Annotated in this window: 13 protein-coding genes; 4 read left to right on the top strand and 9 right to left on the bottom strand. The window is 56.3% G+C overall.

All coding sequences use genetic code 11. The annotated features are described in order from the left end of the window. The coding region (locus tag Q3981_RS04130; protein WP_303124214.1) for a hypothetical protein at positions 1-184 on the bottom strand (184 nt) is incomplete at its 3' end. Positions 185-574: 390 nt separating this feature from the next. Between Q3981_RS04130 and betA the strand changes: the two genes are divergently transcribed. Further along, positions 575-2,293 carry a choline dehydrogenase gene (betA, locus tag Q3981_RS04125; RefSeq protein ID WP_046202116.1) on the top strand — a complete coding sequence of 573 codons (1,719 nt, stop codon included), beginning with the start codon at positions 575-577 and terminating at the stop codon, positions 2,291-2,293. A 109-nt stretch (positions 2,294-2,402) separates the two neighbouring features. Here the strand turns inward: betA and glf are convergent, their stop codons facing one another. From glf to Q3981_RS04085, 8 genes are all read right to left on the bottom strand, one after another. Then, the gene (gene glf, locus Q3981_RS04120; protein ID WP_303124212.1) at positions 2,403-3,602 is read right to left on the bottom strand and encodes a UDP-galactopyranose mutase; all 1,200 of its coding nucleotides are present in this window, start codon (positions 3,600-3,602) and stop codon (positions 2,403-2,405) included. A gap of 28 nt (positions 3,603-3,630) precedes the next feature. Continuing rightward, positions 3,631-5,028, bottom strand: a complete 1,398-nt coding sequence (gene galK, locus Q3981_RS04115) for a galactokinase (RefSeq protein WP_303124210.1) — start codon at positions 5,026-5,028, stop codon at positions 3,631-3,633. Next, positions 5,028-6,242, bottom strand: a complete 1,215-nt coding sequence (gene galT, locus Q3981_RS04110) for a galactose-1-phosphate uridylyltransferase (protein ID WP_303124208.1) — start codon at positions 6,240-6,242, stop codon at positions 5,028-5,030. Before galT ends, galK begins: the two co-directional genes overlap by 1 nt. Positions 6,243-6,312: 70 nt before the next feature. Further along, complete coding sequence (locus tag Q3981_RS04105; RefSeq protein ID WP_012730903.1) at positions 6,313-6,615, bottom strand: hypothetical protein; 303 nt, start codon at positions 6,613-6,615, stop codon at positions 6,313-6,315. A 102-nt stretch (positions 6,616-6,717) separates the two neighbouring features. Further along, positions 6,718-8,370 carry a sodium:solute symporter family protein gene (locus Q3981_RS04100; protein WP_303124236.1) on the bottom strand — a complete coding sequence of 551 codons (1,653 nt, stop codon included), beginning with the start codon at positions 8,368-8,370 and terminating at the stop codon, positions 6,718-6,720. A gap of 58 nt (positions 8,371-8,428) precedes the next feature. Next, positions 8,429-9,463 (bottom strand): aldose 1-epimerase family protein, encoded by a 1,035-nt coding sequence (locus tag Q3981_RS04095; RefSeq protein ID WP_303124204.1) that lies wholly within the window; start codon positions 9,461-9,463, stop codon positions 8,429-8,431. Positions 9,464-9,557: 94 nt separating this feature from the next. Further along, a complete protein-coding gene (locus Q3981_RS04090; RefSeq protein ID WP_303124202.1) occupies positions 9,558-10,469 on the bottom strand; it encodes an HAD family hydrolase in 912 nt (303 codons plus the stop codon). Positions 10,470-10,477: 8 nt separating this feature from the next. Further along, entirely contained in the window at positions 10,478-12,661 is a 2,184-nt protein-coding gene (locus tag Q3981_RS04085; RefSeq protein ID WP_303124200.1) for an HAD-IIB family hydrolase, read from the bottom strand. A 541-nt stretch (positions 12,662-13,202) separates the two neighbouring features. On the opposite strand from Q3981_RS04085, the gene Q3981_RS04080 reads away from it, so the two are divergent. From Q3981_RS04080 to glpK, 3 genes are all read left to right on the top strand, one after another. Continuing rightward, positions 13,203-14,930: a glycerol-3-phosphate dehydrogenase/oxidase gene (locus tag Q3981_RS04080; protein WP_303124198.1), complete on the top strand. Its 1,728-nt coding sequence runs from the start codon at positions 13,203-13,205 to the stop codon at positions 14,928-14,930. A 1-nt stretch (position 14,931) separates the two neighbouring features. Continuing rightward, the gene (locus Q3981_RS04075; RefSeq protein WP_204087907.1) at positions 14,932-15,681 is read left to right on the top strand and encodes an MIP/aquaporin family protein; all 750 of its coding nucleotides are present in this window, start codon (positions 14,932-14,934) and stop codon (positions 15,679-15,681) included. Between the two features lie 170 nt (positions 15,682-15,851). Beyond that, positions 15,852-17,390, top strand: a complete 1,539-nt coding sequence (gene glpK, locus Q3981_RS04070; RefSeq protein WP_303124183.1) for a glycerol kinase GlpK — start codon at positions 15,852-15,854, stop codon at positions 17,388-17,390. Positions 17,391-18,030: the final 640 nt, after the last annotated feature.

The following is an 18,030-nucleotide window of genomic DNA, read 5'->3' as shown; positions in this document are numbered from 1 at the left end:
TAAACACCGGCCAGTTCACATCTGGCGGGTCTACGGTCCTGGTTGGTTGAGACCCTCCGACTACCTGATTTTTCGTCGGGTCTTTTTTCCCTGTGCCATTGTCGGCGCCATTGTCGTCTGCGTCCTCATGGTCAGGGATTGTCGACGTCTTTCTGGCTGAAATAGAACTCTCCAATCGGCCCATGCGTCTCTTCCTTCAGTTTTTCTGGGACCGTATGAGTATAAACAATTTAGATAGAAAATGTAGTCGGTCACATTTCAAAAGAGTTTTCACATTATGCATAGCTACTGTTCAAACGCTTTTTCAGGGTATTAAATACACATTTTCAACTTGGTTTTTTCGTCTATTTTTGATATTCTGATTACTCATTATCAATGGGATTCACGGCCAAAATGTGCGCGAAAATAAGCTGCACTATTTCTACCGCGCTATTTTTGCCACCGTGATTCCCGATGTCCATGTCCATCACGCGCCGCATCGGCGCCCTACGTATGCATTCTAGGCAAGGAGGATCTCTACGTGAGTTCGTTTGCTTCTCGGCTGGAGTCCGCAGCCGCATCGGCTGGCTCAAAGATTGGCAAGCTTTTCCCCAAGTCCGGTTCAACGGTGGAACACCGCGACGTCGTCATCGTGGGCGCTGGTTCCGCCGGTTCAGTGTTGGCTAACCGGCTGTCATCAGACTTTTCGACGTCGGTCATGGTGCTGGAGGCAGGGAGGAATGACTCTCTCTGGGATCTCTACATCCACATGCCGTCGGCATTTTCTTTCCCCATCGGCAATAAGCATTACGACTGGGAATACGAGTCCGTCCCCGAGCCGGAAATGCATGGCCGCCGGATCTACCACGCCCGCGGCAAAGTCGTCGGTGGTTCGTCGTCGATTAATGGTCAAATTTTCCAGCGCGGCAACCCGATGGATTATGAGAAGTGGGGCAAGCGCGATGGGCTAGAGAAGTGGGATTGGAAGTACTGCCTCCCCTACTTCAAGCGCATGGAAACGGCGCTGGGCTCCCCCGATGACGATCCCCGCCGTGGGCACAATGGCCCGCTGCGTATGAAGCGCGGCCCGGCAACATCGCCCCTTTTCAAGGCGTTCTTCAAGTCCATCGAGCAGGCGGGCTATAACTACACGCCGGATGTGAACGGGTACCGCCAGGAAGGGTTCGGCCCGTTCGACGCGAATATTGATCGCGGGCGTCGCCTGTCCGCGGCCCGCGCGTATCTTCACCCCGTCCTCGATCGCGAGAACTTGGAACTGCGCACCCGCGCGAATGTTCGTCGCATTCTTTTCGAGGGCACGAAGGCCGTCGGCGTCGAGTACTACTGGCACGGCCGCACTCACCAGGTCCGCGCGGACAAAGTGATCCTGTGTGGCGGGGCAATCAATTCGCCGCAGCTGCTGCAGGTGTCCGGCGTCGGCAATAAGGATTTGCTGAACAAGGTTGGCGTCAACGTCGTCAAGGATTTGCCGGGTGTCGGCGAGAATTTGCAGGACCACCTCGAGGTGTATGTCCAGTACAACTGCACCAAACCCGTGTCTGCTCAGCGCTACTTGGATAAGTGGCGGTGGCCGATGCTGGGCTTGCAGTGGTTGACGACGCATAAGGGCCCCGTGGCTACGTCGCATTTCGAAGCTGGCGGGTTCGCGCGCTCGAATGAGAACGAGGACTACCCGAACCTCATGTTCCACTTCCTGCCCTTGGCCATGCGTTATGACGGCACGAAGCCGGAGGGTGACGACGGATTCCAGTTCCACGTTGGCCCGATGTACTCGGATGCGCGCGGGTATGTGCGGATTACTGCACCGACGGTGGATACCAAGCCGGATATTTTGTTCAACTACTTGTCGACGGAGCAGGACCGCCGCGAGTGGGTTGAAGCTATCAAGGTGTCACGCAAGCTGCTGGACACCCCGGCGATGAAGGAATACACCGACGGTGAGATTTCCCCCGGCTCTGCGGTGCAGACCGATGAGGAGATCCTCGAATGGGTTCGGAATGACGCCGAGACCGCGCTGCACCCGTCCTGCACCTGCGCGATGGGACCGGAGAGCGACCCGATGTCGGTGGTCGATCCCTCCACGATGCAGGTTCACGGCACGGATGGTCTTTATGTTGTCGACGCTTCCGTCATGCCGTCGATTCCGAATGGCAATATCTACGCGCCGACGATGATGATCGCTGAGAAGGCGTCGGACATTATTGCCGGGAAGACTCCTCTGGCTGCTGATGAGACGCCGTTCTACCACGTCAAGCGTGGTGATCCGCTCAATCCGCCGGAGCAGGAAAAGTAGGCAGCTGGGCCACGTAAGTAGCTGCATAGACGGCCGGGCCTAGATTTATCGGGCGGCGTACTGGGAATGTACTCAGGCGCCGCCCGATGACTTTTATCCTCGGACTCCCCTACGCTTCGATAGGCTGACCATCCTCAAAGAACGGCATCAACTTGTTATCGACCATCGACAGGGCAGAGCCGATCGCCATGTGCATGTCCAGGTAACGGTACGTGCCCAGGCGGCCGCCGAAGAGAACGTTGTGATCGTGCGCCTCTTTCGCCGCGAGATCACGGTAAGCCAGCAGCTTGTCGCGGTCCTCGGGCGTGTTGATGGGATAGTACGGTTCGTCGGTGTCCTCGGCGAAGCGGCTGAATTCCTTCATGATGACCGTTTTATTGCGCGGGTACCGGTCTTTCCGCTCGGGGTGGAAGTGACGGAATTCATGAATGCGGGTGTATTTCACGTCGGCATCGTTGTAATTCATGACCGGTGTGCCCTGGAAGTCACCAGTATCGAGCACTTCCGTTTCGAAATCGAGAGTGCGCCATCCCAAGCGCCCCTCGGAGTAGTTGAAGTACCTGTCCAGTGGCCCGGTATAAACGACGGGGGCCTTGGGCGATGCTGCGCGAAGCTCGTCGCGAACCTCGAACCAATCGGTGTTCAGCCGGACCGTGATGTTCTCATGGTCGGCCATGCGTTCCAGCCAGGCGGTGTAACCGTCGACGGGAAGGCCCTCGTAGGTGTCGTTGAAGTATCGGTTGTCGAACGTGTACCGAACGGGAAGTCGCGAAATGTTCCCCGCCGGCAGTTCCTTCGGGTCGGTTTGCCACTGCTTGGCGGTGTAATCGCGCACGAACGCTTCGTACAGCGGCCGCCCGATCAGGGAAATCGCCTTCTCTTCCAGGTTCTTCGCCTTGGCCGGATCCAGCCCGTCGGTCTGGTCCTTGATGAGCTGGCGTGCTTCGTCGGGACTGTAGTACCGCCCGAAGAATTGGTTGATCAGCCCGAGTCCCATGGGGAACTGGTACGCCGTGCCCTTGTGCATGGCGAACACCCGGTGCTGGTAGTTGGTGAAGTCAGTGAATTGGTTGACGTAGTTCCACACGCGCTCATTGGAGGTGTGGAAAAGGTGGGCACCATATTTGTGGATTTCAATGCCCGTCTCCGGCTCGGCTTCCGAGTAAGCATTTCCGCCGATATGCTCGCGTTTTTCTACGATGAGCACTTTCTTGCCGGCGCTGGCCATGCGTTCTGCGATGGTGAGCCCGAAGAATCCGGATCCGACCACAAAGAGGTCATATTCACTAGTGTTCGAGGTGACAGTCACGGTTAAAGCCTATCTTTCGTTCGCCGGATTACACCAGCCGCCGAGCACCCGCGGCCGGGGTAATTGCCAAGAATGTGGGGTTCGGTAATTTCTTATCGACGGTGCGCTGGTGAATTTCCTGCGCAACCGCGGTGATGCGGTCCGTGGGGACGAGCGCGATGATGCTTCCGCCGAATCCCCCGCCAGTCATGCGGGCGCCGACGGCACCTGCGTCGAGGGCTGCGTCGCGGGCGGAATTCAGTTCCGGCGTGGATACGTCGTAGAGGTCTCGGAGGGATTCGTGGCTCTCGTTCATGAGCCTCCCGAATTCTTGCCAGTTCTTGCTGTTGAGGGCGTCTTGGGCGCGTCGGGTGCGGGCGGTTTCGTCGATGACATGTCGGACGCGCATGCGTGCGACGTCGGGCGTGACGGTGGATTCATCGGTGTCTGCCCAGGATGTTGCGGCAGCGATGGGATCGTCGATGTCGAGGAGGGTGGACGCACCGGCATGTGCGGTGACGGCGTCGATAACGCCTCGTCGCGAGGCATATTGCCCGTCGGACAGGGAGTGGGGCGCATTGGTGTCCGCCACCAAGAACGCGAGCCCATCGGATTCGACGTCGCACGCGACTTGATTGACGACGTTGGTGCGGAAGTCAATGGCTAAGGCGTGGCCTGCTGTCGCCAGGAGGGAACTGCGCTGGTCTAGCCCGCCTGTCGACGCTCCGACGACGTCATTTTCTGCGCGGATCGCGGCGTCGATGAGGAGTTGGTAGGCAGCCTGGTCGATGGGTTGCCCTGGAGCGGCAAGCTCGCGGGCGGCTAGTGCAACGGAGCACTCCAAAGCTGCTGAGCTTGAGAGCCCTGAGCCCAACGGAACATCGGAAATGATCGCGAGGTCCAGCCCGTTGTCATGCTGGTTGGATGACGGTATCGCACTATTGTGCTGGCCGGCCCATATCGTTCCCGCGACGTAACCGGACCAATCGGCAGGATGACCTGGGCCGATATCCGCGAGCGCAACGGTCGTGCGGAGCGCCTGGGGGTGGGTGGGCGACGGATTCGCATCATCTGTGCTCGTTGCGGCGTCGGCGGATTCTTCTGCAGCATCTGTGGATTCCGTGGCGGCGCCCGGCGGAAGAGAAACAATCGAGATGGTGTCGTCGGTGCGGCGGCGTGCCGCGACGGCGGTGACATGTGGCAATGCAAAGGGGATGGATACTCCACCTGCGTAATCGACGTGGTCACCAATGAGGTTCACGCGACCAGGAGCAGCCCATACGCCATCGGGCTTGCCACCAAACGTCTCGGTGAACAACGTCGTGGCGTCGGCAATCAGTTGTTGATCGCTGCGGGCCTCGGCCCACCTGATTGCCCCGGGATCGTGTGGCGTGTGGGAGGGGTTTGCCTGCGGTTGGTCTTTTGACTCCGCGTGTGAATCTGTCATTATTTGTCGTCCCATATTTCTCTAAATCGTTGAGCAATGCGTTCGGGGGTGGTGTCGTTAATCCAAAATCCCATTCCGGATTCGGAGCCCGCCAAATATTTCAGCCTATGTGGCGACCGCATGAGGGAGAACAATTGAAGGTGGAGCCGAACATAATCACGATCCTCCGGCACGATGGGCGCTTGATTCCAAGACGCGATATATGGTGTTCGCTCAACTCCATCGAAAAACTTATCGACGGCGGTGTAGAGCTTCTTCAACAGCGGTGCGAGATCTGCGCGCTCTTCCTGCGATAATGAGTCGAAATCCGGTACGGAACGCCGTGGCATGACCATGACTTCTAATGGCCATTTTGCAGCGGCGGGAACGAAAACAACGAAATGATCGGTGCGATCAATAATTCTGGTTCCCTCCTCGAGCTCAGCGGAGAGAAGATCATCGAACAGATCACTACCGTTTTCTTCACGATATTTCTTGGACGAGTGAACGATATTCCGAATACGCGGTGGAATTTCCGGGTAGGAATAAATCTGCCCGTGAGGGTGCTGCAGGGTCACCCCAATTTCTTCACCACGGTTTTCGAACGGATAGACGTGACGGACTTCTGGAATTGCAGATAAGGCTTTCGTCCGATGTGCCCATGCTTCGATAACCGTTCGGATTCTGCTAACAGGTAAATCCTTAAAAGAACCGGAAATGTCCGGCGTAAAGCAAATGACTTCGCAGCGTGCTACAGCAGGACGGTGGGGAACCATTCCGTTATCCAAGAGCGCGTCATCGTCAGAACTGTACTGTTCTGCTCCCCCGTCATTTCCCTCGGTGCTCGGCGTCCGGGACATGTGCATGCTGAACGAGGGGAATCGATTTTCAAAGACGACGACGTCATAATCCGGCGACGGAATCTCTGTGGGCAGGTGACCTGAAACAGTGGGCGCTAACGGATCTTCATTAGCGGGTGGCATGAATGTTCTGTTCATGCGGTGGCTCGCGTAGGCGACCCACTCCCCCGAGAGCGGATCACGCCGAATTTCCGAATCGGTTTTCGCGTGCGGCAATTCGCGTGAATCTGTCAGGATGCGTTTCACAGACCCGTTGAGAACCTCCGGGTCATCGTCGAAATAGATCAGTTCTCTTCCGTCAGCCAGCGTCATCGACGTTACTGAATACGGATGATCCGAATTCTTATTCAATCTTTCACCACTTACGGAATTCATTTGCTGTTCTGAGTCCATCACATGTTCCGAATCAGCTCGTACAGGTCACTGTTTAACCGGAGAATCACCGTTACCCGACGCCGGGTTCGTCGTCGTGAACAATCTTTGATTCGTCGACAATGATGGGTTTGAGTTTTGCCCATGCCACAAAAACACCGGCGACGACAAGCAACCCAATTCCGACCCATAAGTTGTCTGTTGCGGATTTTGATGCTCCGGTGTCCGGGTTTGTTCCTGGATCGAGTGCAAAACTACAGATCACAAGAACAAGGCCGTATATCCCCAACAAAATCGCGATCACAGTCCGGATATCAAAAGCTCCAGCCTTGTGTTTCTCCGGTGCGCTCGCGGGAGTTGATGTGTGCTCAGTCATCGTATTCAGCGCCTTTCTTATTTCTCGTCCAGCTATAACTAGTTATTTGGCTTATCGTTCGGTACGACATCGTTGTCATTATTCGCATATCGCTTTCCTCGATTATGCGAATGCGATGTTCAGAGCGATGACCAAAACCAAGCACACTATCCCCAATGGGACGGTCCGGTGATACCACGGTTGTTCTGCTTCCGTGGTATCCACCAATTGGGCTTTCGGAGTGACAGAACGGACAAAGCCCACTAATTCTTCATCTGGTTTCGGCTTTGTCACCATCGTCACGAGGATCGAGACGATGATATCCGTCGCGAATGCAATCGACGCGGCAACGAAGGCGACGCCTTGTCCGGGCAGACTGACCACGGGAGCGGACCCCAATGACAAACCCCAGAAGATGACGGCGGCAAGCGTACCGGTCACGAGTCCTACCCAACCAGCGGTGGGTGTCATTCGTTTCCAGAACATGCCCAGAATGAAGGTGGCGAATAGCGGAGCGTTAAAGAAACCAAACAGTGTTTGGAGGTAATCCATGACATTGCCGAAGTTCATGGCTACCAGTGCAGTTCCCACGGCGATCACCGCAGCAAGAATCGTCGCAATCCGCCCGAACTTCAGGTAGTACTCGTCGTCACGATCTTTAACTACGTATGTCTGCCAGATGTCGTAACTCATGACGGTATTAAATGCGGAGATATTTGCCGCCATTCCGGCCATAAACGCAGCCAAGAGACCCGCAATCGCGACACCTAAAAGCCCATTCGGCAATAAATCACGCATCAAATAAAGAATGGCATCATTGGGTTCCGCTGTCTCATCTTTAATAGGGGTGACAAGAACAGAGGCGACCATACCGGGGATAACAACGACGAACGGGATCAGCATCTTCGGAAATGCGCCGATAATCGGCGTTTTCCGTGCAGAGCTTAACGATTCCGACGCCATCGCGCGCTGAACCTCAACGAAGTTTGTTGTCCAATAACCAAAGGACAGCACGAAACCAAGACCGAACGCGATACCAATTGCGGAAATTATTGGGTTATCAAACCCCGAAATATCCTGTCCTGGCCACGTATGGAAATGAGATTCAGCGTTCAGGGAACCTTTCAATCCTCCCCAACCGCCGACGCGATGGAGACCAATCAATGTCAGAGGGAGAAGCGCGGCAACAATAACGAAGAATTGGAGAACCTCGTTATAAATTGCGGCAGAGAGACCGCCCAAGGTGATATACGACAGGACGATGACCGCGGCGACCAGCAAGGTAACCCACAGTGGCCATCCCAGAAGTGAATTGACCACTTTCGCCAAAAGCAGCAGGTTAACACCGGCGATGAGGAGCTGTGCCAGGGCAAAGGATATGGCGTTGACCAGGTGTGCCGTCGGCCCAAACCGTTTGAGCATGAATTCGGGGACGGAGCGAACCTTCGAGCCATAATAAAAAGGCATCATAACGATGCCTAAGAAAACCATGGCAGGAACAGCGCCAATCCAGAAATACTGCATTGTTTGCATTCCGTACTGGACGCCGTTGGCAGAGTGACCAATGATTTCAACCGCACCCAGGTTGGCGGAAATAAAAGCCAAACCTGTCACCCAGGACGGCAATCCCCGGCCCGAGAGGAAGAAATCAATGGAGCTCGATACCCTCGCGCGGGCTGCCCACCCGATTCCCAATACAAAAACAAAGTAGAGCGCTACCAGCGAGTAATCCACCCAACTGGCATCAAGGCGGAGCACAGATTCCGCCACGACCATAGTCTCCATGCGCGTGTCCTATTCTTTCTGAATTATCGATATGTATTTTTCACGCCTGTTATCTGGTTAATGGCTCCGCGTACCCGATACACCACTTCACGACGAGTGAATCGCCCGGCGCGATCTCCGCCACGTCCGTCCCGCTGTTGAAGCCATCGGGAGGGACTGTCATGGGTTCGACGGCCAACGCTCGTCCTCGTCGGGGATAGGGATAGCCCCACGACGGATCGGCAGTGAACACCTGGAACCACTTGATCTGCGGAGAAACCCACATGTCCACCCCGTGGCCGTCGCCATTGACTAGCCTCGCCGCACGGATATCAGGAGCGACATCGCTCGGTGAGAGACCAGCAGTCGCCTCATCTTGGAGTGCGCTGTTCGCTATCGCCTCCCGGCCTGAGACTGCCTCCCGGCCGAAACAATCGTCGAGAAGCCGGCCACGGAGCTCAATCCGATGGATCGAAGACCCTGCGGTGACGTCGATAATGTCGCCCGAAGGCAGCTTCCTATCCGGATCCAGGGGGAGCTGACTGCGGATGAACATGTCGAGGGTGCACTCATCGATGGGGGCTCCGAGTGCGCTGAGATAGCTATGGAACCCGTATGCCACCGGCGCAGCACCCGACCCGGAAGCGTCGGCAGGATGTGCGATCTCGCAGGCACACGTCAGTCCTTGATCGGAGAGTTCATAGGTCGACGTCACTTGGAGCGTCCACGGCCAGCCTTGTTGAGGCTCAATGGTGGTTGCCAACGTGACCGCGGCGGAGTCATCAGATTGTGAGACCACGTCCCACACGGCGTCGCTCACGAAACCGTGAATGGCGTTGTTCCGGTCTGGTTCCGTGATCGATAGCTGGTACGGCTGGCCGTGGAAGTGAAAACGTCCATCCCGAATTCGGTTGGGCCAAGGAGCTAGCACGACGTTCGCGGACAAGGGTGGGTACTCACCGTCGCGATACCCCTCCATTAGGGGCAGCCCACGGTATGTGAAAGAACGTACCCCTCCCCCATACGTAGCGATTTCCGCAGCGTAGGGTCCGTGTGAGAGATGCACCACAGGATGGTTATTGACCTGCGACTCTTCGTCGCTCATGGCAGCTCCTTAGGGCTCATGTTGGATGCCCGATGTCTGACGTTAGCAAACCGTGAACCGGGCGGAAATACCCGATTCGGTTGTGAAGCGTCTTCTAGAACCAGGCGTCAATAACGCGCGCCACGCCATCCTCATCGTTACTGGTAGTTACCGCTTTTGCCACCCCGAGGAGCATCGGATGTGCGTTACCCATCGCTACCCCCATTCGCGCCCACTGCAGCATCTCTGTGTCATTCGGCATGTCACCAAAAGCAATAGTTTCGCCCGCATCCACACCAAGAAGATCGGCAACCTCAGCCAACCCACCAGCTTTATTCACACCCGGTGCCGCAATTTCCAGCAAGCCACCCGAAAATGAATACGTGACATGCCCCTTATCGACGGGAATCATCGGTGCGACAAGTTGGTAGAGCTCTTCGCTAGTGGCCTCAGGCGAGCGAAGCAGCAGTTTAACGGCCGGCTCAGCCACGAGCTCCTCGACACTCACCAGCGAAAATCCCTGGCTCTCCCATACGTGGTCAAAGTTAGGCTCAATGAGGAATTGATCCTTTTCGGAATACAGATCAGTTCCGACGCGCTCCACCCCGAATCCAACATGAATCCCCCGCGGATCCGACGCGACGCCATCGACCACCCGTCGCACCATGTCAGCGACGTGTTCCGGGGGAATTTCATGCGCAGTGAGAACCTCTTCCCGGGCAGAATCGAAAATCACGGATCCGTTCGTGCACACGCAGAGGGGGCGAACAGGCAGCTGCCTGATGACAGGGAGCGTCCACCGTGCAGGCCGTCCTGTGGCCAAAACAAGCGACGTCCCAGCTCGCACCATACGGTGAATTGCCGACGTCAACCGCGGGGTGACGCGTTCGGCGCTCGTAACAAAAGTCCCATCGATGTCAGAGGCGACAAGCAGGGGCGCAGGCGCACGTCCGGCGAGGTCAACGGCGTCGGGAAGCTCTGCACGGGAGTCACCCATCTGTTGCGGTCCGCTGGCGTCGATATCCACGATGGGTTTTATTTCTCTGCGGTGAGGCTCGATGAATCTGCTTCGTCCGCAGAATCCGCGTCTTCGTCCTCAAAGCGTTTCACAATATATTTGAGAACCTCGGCAACCCCGTCGTCCTCCACTGAGGAGGTCACCCAGGAAGCGTCGCGAATAAGGTCCCGATCGGCATTCCCCATGGTGATGCCCGCGCCAACGTAGGAGAGTAATTCGGTGTCATTGGGCATATCGCCGAAAGCAATCACGTGGGATGGATCTATCCCTTTGTTATGGAAATACCATTCGGCGCCGGTCGATTTATTCACGCCGATGGGCCCTAGTTCTATAGATCCATACGGGTTGGAATACGTGAGCGTGCTTCTTTCCCGAACACTATCATCGAGCGCATCAGCGATATCTTCACTCGGCATATCCGCCTTAACAACAATTTTAACGGCAGTGTTATCGACTGTGCGCACAATTATCTCGGCGTCTGGAATATCTTCCTCAATTTGATGCGTGAGGATATCAGCTCCGCCTTCGAAAAAGCCTTCCACGAGGAGCACGCGTTTATTCTTCGTGTCATAAACCACGGCACCATTCGCACAGATGGCAACGGGAGAGATCGGGAGCTGTTCGACAACAGGGTCAACTTCCTCAATTGCTCGGCCGGTAGCCAGGAGAACCTCGACGCCATGCGCGTTCAGATGCTCGAATACGTCACGCGTGGCGTCGCTGATCGTATTCTCGTGAAGGATCGTTCCGTCTATATCGGAACAGACAGCAGCCACATCTGACGGTAATTTCGATTTAATGCGCGCTGGAATTTTGTCACGAATCTGTTTCGTCTGCCCGATAAGCGACGTTAATGTCTTATCTAATGACATCCATTCAACATCACGCGTCGCATCCGTCATTGAAGCAGTGGCAGCCTGCACTGATTGAAGCAATTCTCGTGAGGAACGGTAGAAAGAATCTCGCGCTTCGATAATCTTCGAGGCTCCCTCATGATTATTCTTAGAGGTCTCCTCATAAAGGGAATCGAAACTCGTCTGCAGAGACTCGACGATCTTCTCAGCACCGTCGTCGCGCTTATCTTTTTCCTTCTTCTTCGAGGCCTTTTCAGCTTTCTCAGCCTTCGCCTTCTCCGCTTTCTCTGCTTTCTCCGCCTTTTCTGCCTCTTTCTCGGCGGTCTTCGCTTCCTTTATTTCCTCTTTGCGCTTATTCTTTTCGAGCTTATCCGCGCGTTTACGCAGCTTCGTTTCCTCGTCGGCTTGCCACGGCATTTTCTCATTCAACGCCGCTGCGGATTCGGTCACGGAGTCACGCGCGCTCACCGAGGCCGACTTCACCGCATCGGAACTCTTCGCCCACGCGTCGGAGCTCATGCTCACACTCTTGTTAACGATGTCGCGGGTTGTCGTCGTCACGACATGCGTCAAGTTATTCAAATCGTCCCGCAGCTTACGGATACGGTGCCGCTCTTCCGCGACGGCATTGTCCTCACGCTGGGCGACTTCAAACGGTGGGGCAGCTCCGCCGTACCGGGCCGGAATCCAGTATTCGTCCCCCTTAATTGGCCCGTTGTCCTGCAGGTACATCTCCCACAGCCTGTCCAGGTCATTGACCATGACATCGCGGAGACGATCCGTCTCTGTCGCCGCGTCGCCATCAGGATGGATAGGTGAAAGAACGTTGATATAAATCGGGGTCCGCGTGCGACCCAACCGCTTCGGGTGTCCCTTGGTCCACACACGTTGAGAACCAACAATGGTGACGGGGATCAAAGGCACCCCCGCTTCCTGGGCCATCCTGACAGCACCTTTGCGGAAGTCTTTGATCTCGAAGCTGCGGGAAATGGTCGATTCCGGGAACACTCCGACCAACCGGCCCGATCGGAGATAATCCACAGCCTGGCGGTATGACTCGCTCCCGTCGATCCGGTCCACGGGAATGTGTTTCATCCCACGCATGATCGGCCCCGCAATGGGGTGATCGAATACTTCGGATTTGGCCATGTAGCGCACATAGCGGCGGCAGCTTCGGAAGGGAATTCCCGCGTAGGCAAAGTCAAGGTAACCGGTGTGGTTCATCACCACAACGGCACCTCCTTTGGCCGGTACATTCTCGGTTCCTGTCACCCGAAAACGGAGGCCTTCCAGAGTGAATAGGGTCCGAGCGAGGCCAATAATGCCGAAGTAAAACGGATCTGCCATAGGGCTCATCTTAACGGTGAGCTTATGGACACAGGAATTCACCAGCTTTTTTATGTTCACCACACGACGAATGCGTCATCTGTGGGCACTGCAGAGAACCTCACTTAGCGCCGAAACCCATCGAACGGCCCCGATTCCTACCCCCGTAATGGGTTAATTTTGAGATTAATTTACCGCCCAATTCCGGTCATTAACGGGCATAACTAACGAAAATAATGCGCCAAACGGACATAAATAAACCTTTATCAGCCATAGCTCCAGCACCCGACGAGACCGTCGGTAGTTCACACAGCAAAACTACTACCTACGCGACCGTAGGTAGAAGCTCACGCAGGTCCGCGCCAGATGATAGCGTCGACACCGTAAATAATGTGACCTTCACATCTCATGGAGTGAGTACGAGAGCTACGTAACACAACGATGGTGAAAACCCCTCCTGATCCAGACCCTTGGCACCAACAAGGAGGACGAATCACCTCTACACAGTGCTACTTTTCAGCTCTTTCACACGTGCTCAGCTTGAAGGAGGAACCTAGCAACTATGGCGATCTCAGCCACTAGCACTTCACTGAACAAAGAACAGCGCGAACAAGCGTGGGAAGATTTCGGTAAAGAGCACTACGACATGGTCATCATCGGCGGAGGATCCGTCGGGGCCGGTACTGCACTAGACGCTGCAACTCGTGGTTTGAAAGTTGCCGTCCTGGAAACCCGTGACTTGGCTGGAGGTACCTCCTCACGCTCGTCCAAGATGTTCCACGGCGGACTCCGTTACCTGGCCATGCTGGACTTCAGGCTTGTTGCCGAGGGGCTTCGTGAGCGCGAGCTCAGCATGTCCGGCCTTGCCCCACACCTGGTCAAGCCGCTGAAATTCATCTTCCCGCTGGAGCACCGCATCTGGCAACGTCCGTTCATGGCGTCGGGCTTCATGTTGTACGACCTCATGGGTGGCGCAAAGTCCGTGCCGATGCAGAAGCACTACACCCGCAAGGGCATGCTCAAGCTCTCCCCCGGGCTGAAGGAAGACGCACTCGTCGGCGGTGTTCGTTACTTCGACACCCTCGTTGACGACGCCCGCCACACCATGACCGTCCTGCGCACTGCGGCAGAGTTCGGCGCAACGATCCGCCCCTCCACCCAGGTCGTCGATTTTGAGAAGGACGGGGACCGAATCACCGGCGCGAAGATCGTCGACACTGATTCTGGCCGTACAACCACCATTCACGGATCGGTATTTGTCAACGCCACCGGTATTTGGAATGACGAGATCGAAAAGCTCGCCGGTGTCGAGGGCAAATTCCACGTTCACACCTCCAAGGGTGTTCACATCGTCGTTCCGAAGTCGGTTTTGCCTGGCGACGTTGCCCTCACGTTCGTCACGGAAAAGTCCGTTCTCTTCGTGATCCCGTGGGGTGAGTACTGGATCATCGGTACCACCGACACCGACTGGACCATGAACCTGGCCAACCCCGCACCGACACGAGCCGATATCGACTACATCTTGGAGCACATCAACGCCAAGGTGAAGCGGCAGATCACGTACGACGACATCGTTGGCGTGTACGCGGGACTCCGCCCGCTGGTTGCCGGTTCCTCGGACTCGACGACGAACCTGTCTCGTAACCACGCCGTCGCCCGCGTTGCTCCTGGTCTCGTGTCTGTGGCTGGCGGCAAGTACACGACCTACCGCGTGATTGGTGCCGATACGGTCGACGCTGCCAAGGAAGACATTCCGTTCGATGTTCCGGATTCGGTCACCACGGATGTTCCGCTCCTCGGTGCCGACGGCTACCACGCGTTGGCCAACCAGATTCCGCAGCTGGCCAAGCGGCTGGGGATTTCCGAAAAGACCGTGGAGCACCTGCTCAACCGCTACGGTTCGCTCATCTACGAAGTCCTGGCACCTGCCGACAAGGACAAGTCCCTGCTTGAGCCGATCCCGGGTGCACCGGCCTACTTGATGGCTGAAGCACTGTATGCAGCTACCCACGAGGGTGCGGCTCACCTGGAGGACATCCTTCACCGCCGTATGCGCCTCGCGATGGAATATGACCACCGTGGCGTCGAATGTGCGGAAGCCGTCTCCAAGCTGGTTGCGGACACGATGGGCTGGGATGAAAAGGCGCGCAAGGAAGAAATCAAGGTCTTCACAGATCGTGTCGAGGCTCAGAAGAAGGCTGAAAAAGAGCTAACCGACGAGTCCGCTAACAAGATCGAGGCGAGCGTCGAAGATACTCGCCCGGACGTCGATACTTCTCAGGACAGGTGAGATGGAAACGCTAACAGGCCCCCAAGCCATGGGGTGGGAATTCTTCGGCACGATGATGCTGATGCTGTTTGGTAACGGTGTGTGTGCCGCGGTCAATCTCCGGACGTCCACGGCCCGCAACACCAACTGGCTGACCATTGCTTTTGGCTGGGGTCTGGCAGTGTTTATCGGCGCGAGTATCGCTGACAAAACCGGTGGCCACCTGAACCCGGCCGTCACCTTATCCCTTGCTATCGACGACAAACTCGAGTGGTCACTCGTCCCCTGGTACTTCGGCGGACAGATGCTCGGTGCGATGGCAGGTGCGTTCCTAGCGTGGGCAGCATTCAAGCAATTGTTTGATGCCAACAACCTGGATGAGAACGGCAATAACGTCAAGGGAAATGCCACTACGCAGGGCATTTTCTTCACCGTTCCCGCTCATCCCAATAACTTTTGGAATGCATTAACAGAGTTCATCGCCACGTACTCATTGTTGGTCTTCATTCTCCTCGGACCTTCCGGTGGAGACTTGGGACCGCTCAAGTACTTCGGCGTTGCGTTCATCATCGTCGCTATCGGTTTGTCCCTCGGTACACCCACCGGGTACGCGATTAACCCTGTGCGTGACCTTGGCCCGCGCCTGATGTACGCCTTCGTACTGCCCATTAAGGACAAAGGTGCAGCACAGTGGGCATACGCTTGGGTGCCGATCGTCGGACCGATGCTCGGTGCTGTTGCCGCCGGCCTCACCGCCGTAGCCCTCGGATAAATCATGAATACAGTGCGCTCCGCCCGACCCGTCAGTGTCGCCCGGGGCGCGCTTGTATATACGCGAAGGAACAGCACTCCCCTCCACGACCCCACGAATTCGACTCACACAATCACGACAACGCAGTAACTATCCAACACACTTTTGGACCACACACTTTTGGAGATCCCATGCCAGAGAAATATGTAGCAGCCATCGATCAGGGAACCACCTCCACCCGGTGCATTCTCTTCCGCCACGACGGGTCTATTGCCACCGTCGCCCAGTTCGAACACAAGCAGATCTTCCCCAAGAAGGGCTGGGTTGAGCACGACGCCAACGAAATTTGGAACAACACCCGACGCGCCGTCGGTGAAGCCATGGCGGAACTGGACATTTCCGTCAACGACGTTGTTTCTGTCGGCATCACCAACCAGCGTGAAACGACGGTGGTCTGGGACAAGAACACCGGCGAGCCCATCTACAACGCGATCGTGTGGCAGGACACCCGCACTAACGACATCGCGCAGCGCCTTGCTGGCGACGAAGGCCCGGACCGTTGGCGCAAGACGACGGGTGTTCGCCTGAACTCGTACCCCGCCGGCCCCAAGATCATGTGGATCTTGGAGAACGTGGAGGGTGCCCGCGAGAAGACAGAAAAGGGCGACCTCCTCTTCGGAACAATCGACACCTGGCTGTTGTGGAACCTCACCGGTGGTGTCGACGGCGACAACGGCAACCCCGCTTTGCACGTCACCGACGTGACCAATGCGTCCCGTACATCCCTCATGGACCTCAAGACGCTGCAGTGGGATGAGGATCTGTGCAAGGCGATGGACATTCCGCAGTCCATGCTTCCGGAGATTCGCCCGTCGATTGGCGATTTCCGCACGGTGCGCGCCCGCGGTTCACTGGCTGGCGTCCCGATCCGTGGCGTGCTCGGTGACCAGCAGGCCGCCATGTTCGGACAGTGCTGCTTCGGCAACGGCGATGCGAAGAACACCTACGGAACCGGTTTGTTCATGCTGCTCAACACCGGCGCAAAACCGAAGTGGAGTGACAACGGTTTGATCACCACCGTGTGCTACCAGATCGAGAACCAAAAGCCGGTCTACGCCCTCGAAGGATCGGTCGCCATGGGTGGCTCCTTGGTGCAGTGGCTCCGCGACAACCTCCAGCTGATTCCTAACGCGCCCTCGGTTGAAAACATGGCCAAGTCCGTGGAGGACAACGGTGGCGTCTACTTCGTCCCCGCCTTCTCTGGGCTGTTCGCTCCGCGGTGGCGTCCCGACGCTCGCGGCGTGATCGTCGGGCTGACGCGGTTTGCCAACCGCAATCACCTGGCGCGCGCGGTCCTCGAGGCAACCGCGTATCAGACACGCGAGGTACTTGACGCCATGGTCACGGACTCGGGCGTCGACATTAACGCGCTGAAAGTTGACGGCGGAATGGTCATGAATGAATTCCTCATGCAATTCCAGTCCGACATCATCAACACTGAGGTTGTCCGCCCGAAGAACATCGAGACCACGGCGCTGGGTGCAGCGTACGCGGCTGGTCTGTCCGCTGGGTTCTGGGATTCACTCAATGAGCTCAAGGAACAGAGCACTGTGGACAAGGTGTGGAAGCCAAAGATGGGCGAAGACGAGCGCAAGCAGCTCTACAGCGATTGGAACCGCGCCGTCGAACGCACCTACAACTGGGAGGAGAGCACCAACGAGCCCAGCTAAGTAGCGGGCCATTGAAGCGGGCTCTCTATCTTGAGCCCGTTAATCGTGGAGCCCGGGGGGTAATTTGTGATTATTCCCCGGCTCCCCCGATTATTTAATTCACAATTTCGCCCGAGCTGATTTTCCGTTCGCATCGGGGCATAGAAGTACGCCCGACATCGTTTATTCACTGCTACATATATCGCTACGTGACAACATTCACCAGACATTACTTTTGTCGTGTCTACGTTCTTTAACGTAAAACTCCATTTTGAGATAGAGCACAACCCATCGAGCTAATCGTCATTCAGTTGTGTTATTTCTTACTCTCTCACCACGGCCTATCGCTCACCCATCATTGCCCCGATTTTTACTTTCACGGAAAATTGAGCACCCAGTCACCCCCGATCATTCACCGCATGATCACCCTCTCAGTCACGCTTTAATCTCACCATCAGATAGTTCCCCTACCTGGGCAAATGTTAAACAGTACTACCCTTCCGGGCCGCACAAGGGCGCGCCTAAACATCACATCTCCCACTCAACCCGGCGATAGAGATAGCCCATATCTCGGTTCATTACATTCCAGCCCCACACGGGGGTGGAACCGCTCATTTTTTCTTCGTCAAACTTCTGAAGTGCATTAGTATTTTCTTTAGCG

Origin of the sequence: Corynebacterium sp., assembly GCF_030530965.1 — a bacterium.
Classification (GTDB): Bacteria; Actinomycetota; Actinomycetes; order Mycobacteriales; family Mycobacteriaceae; genus Corynebacterium.
The sequence above is the reverse complement of the archived record's forward strand: the minus strand, read 5'-3'. Positions and strand labels throughout refer to the sequence as shown.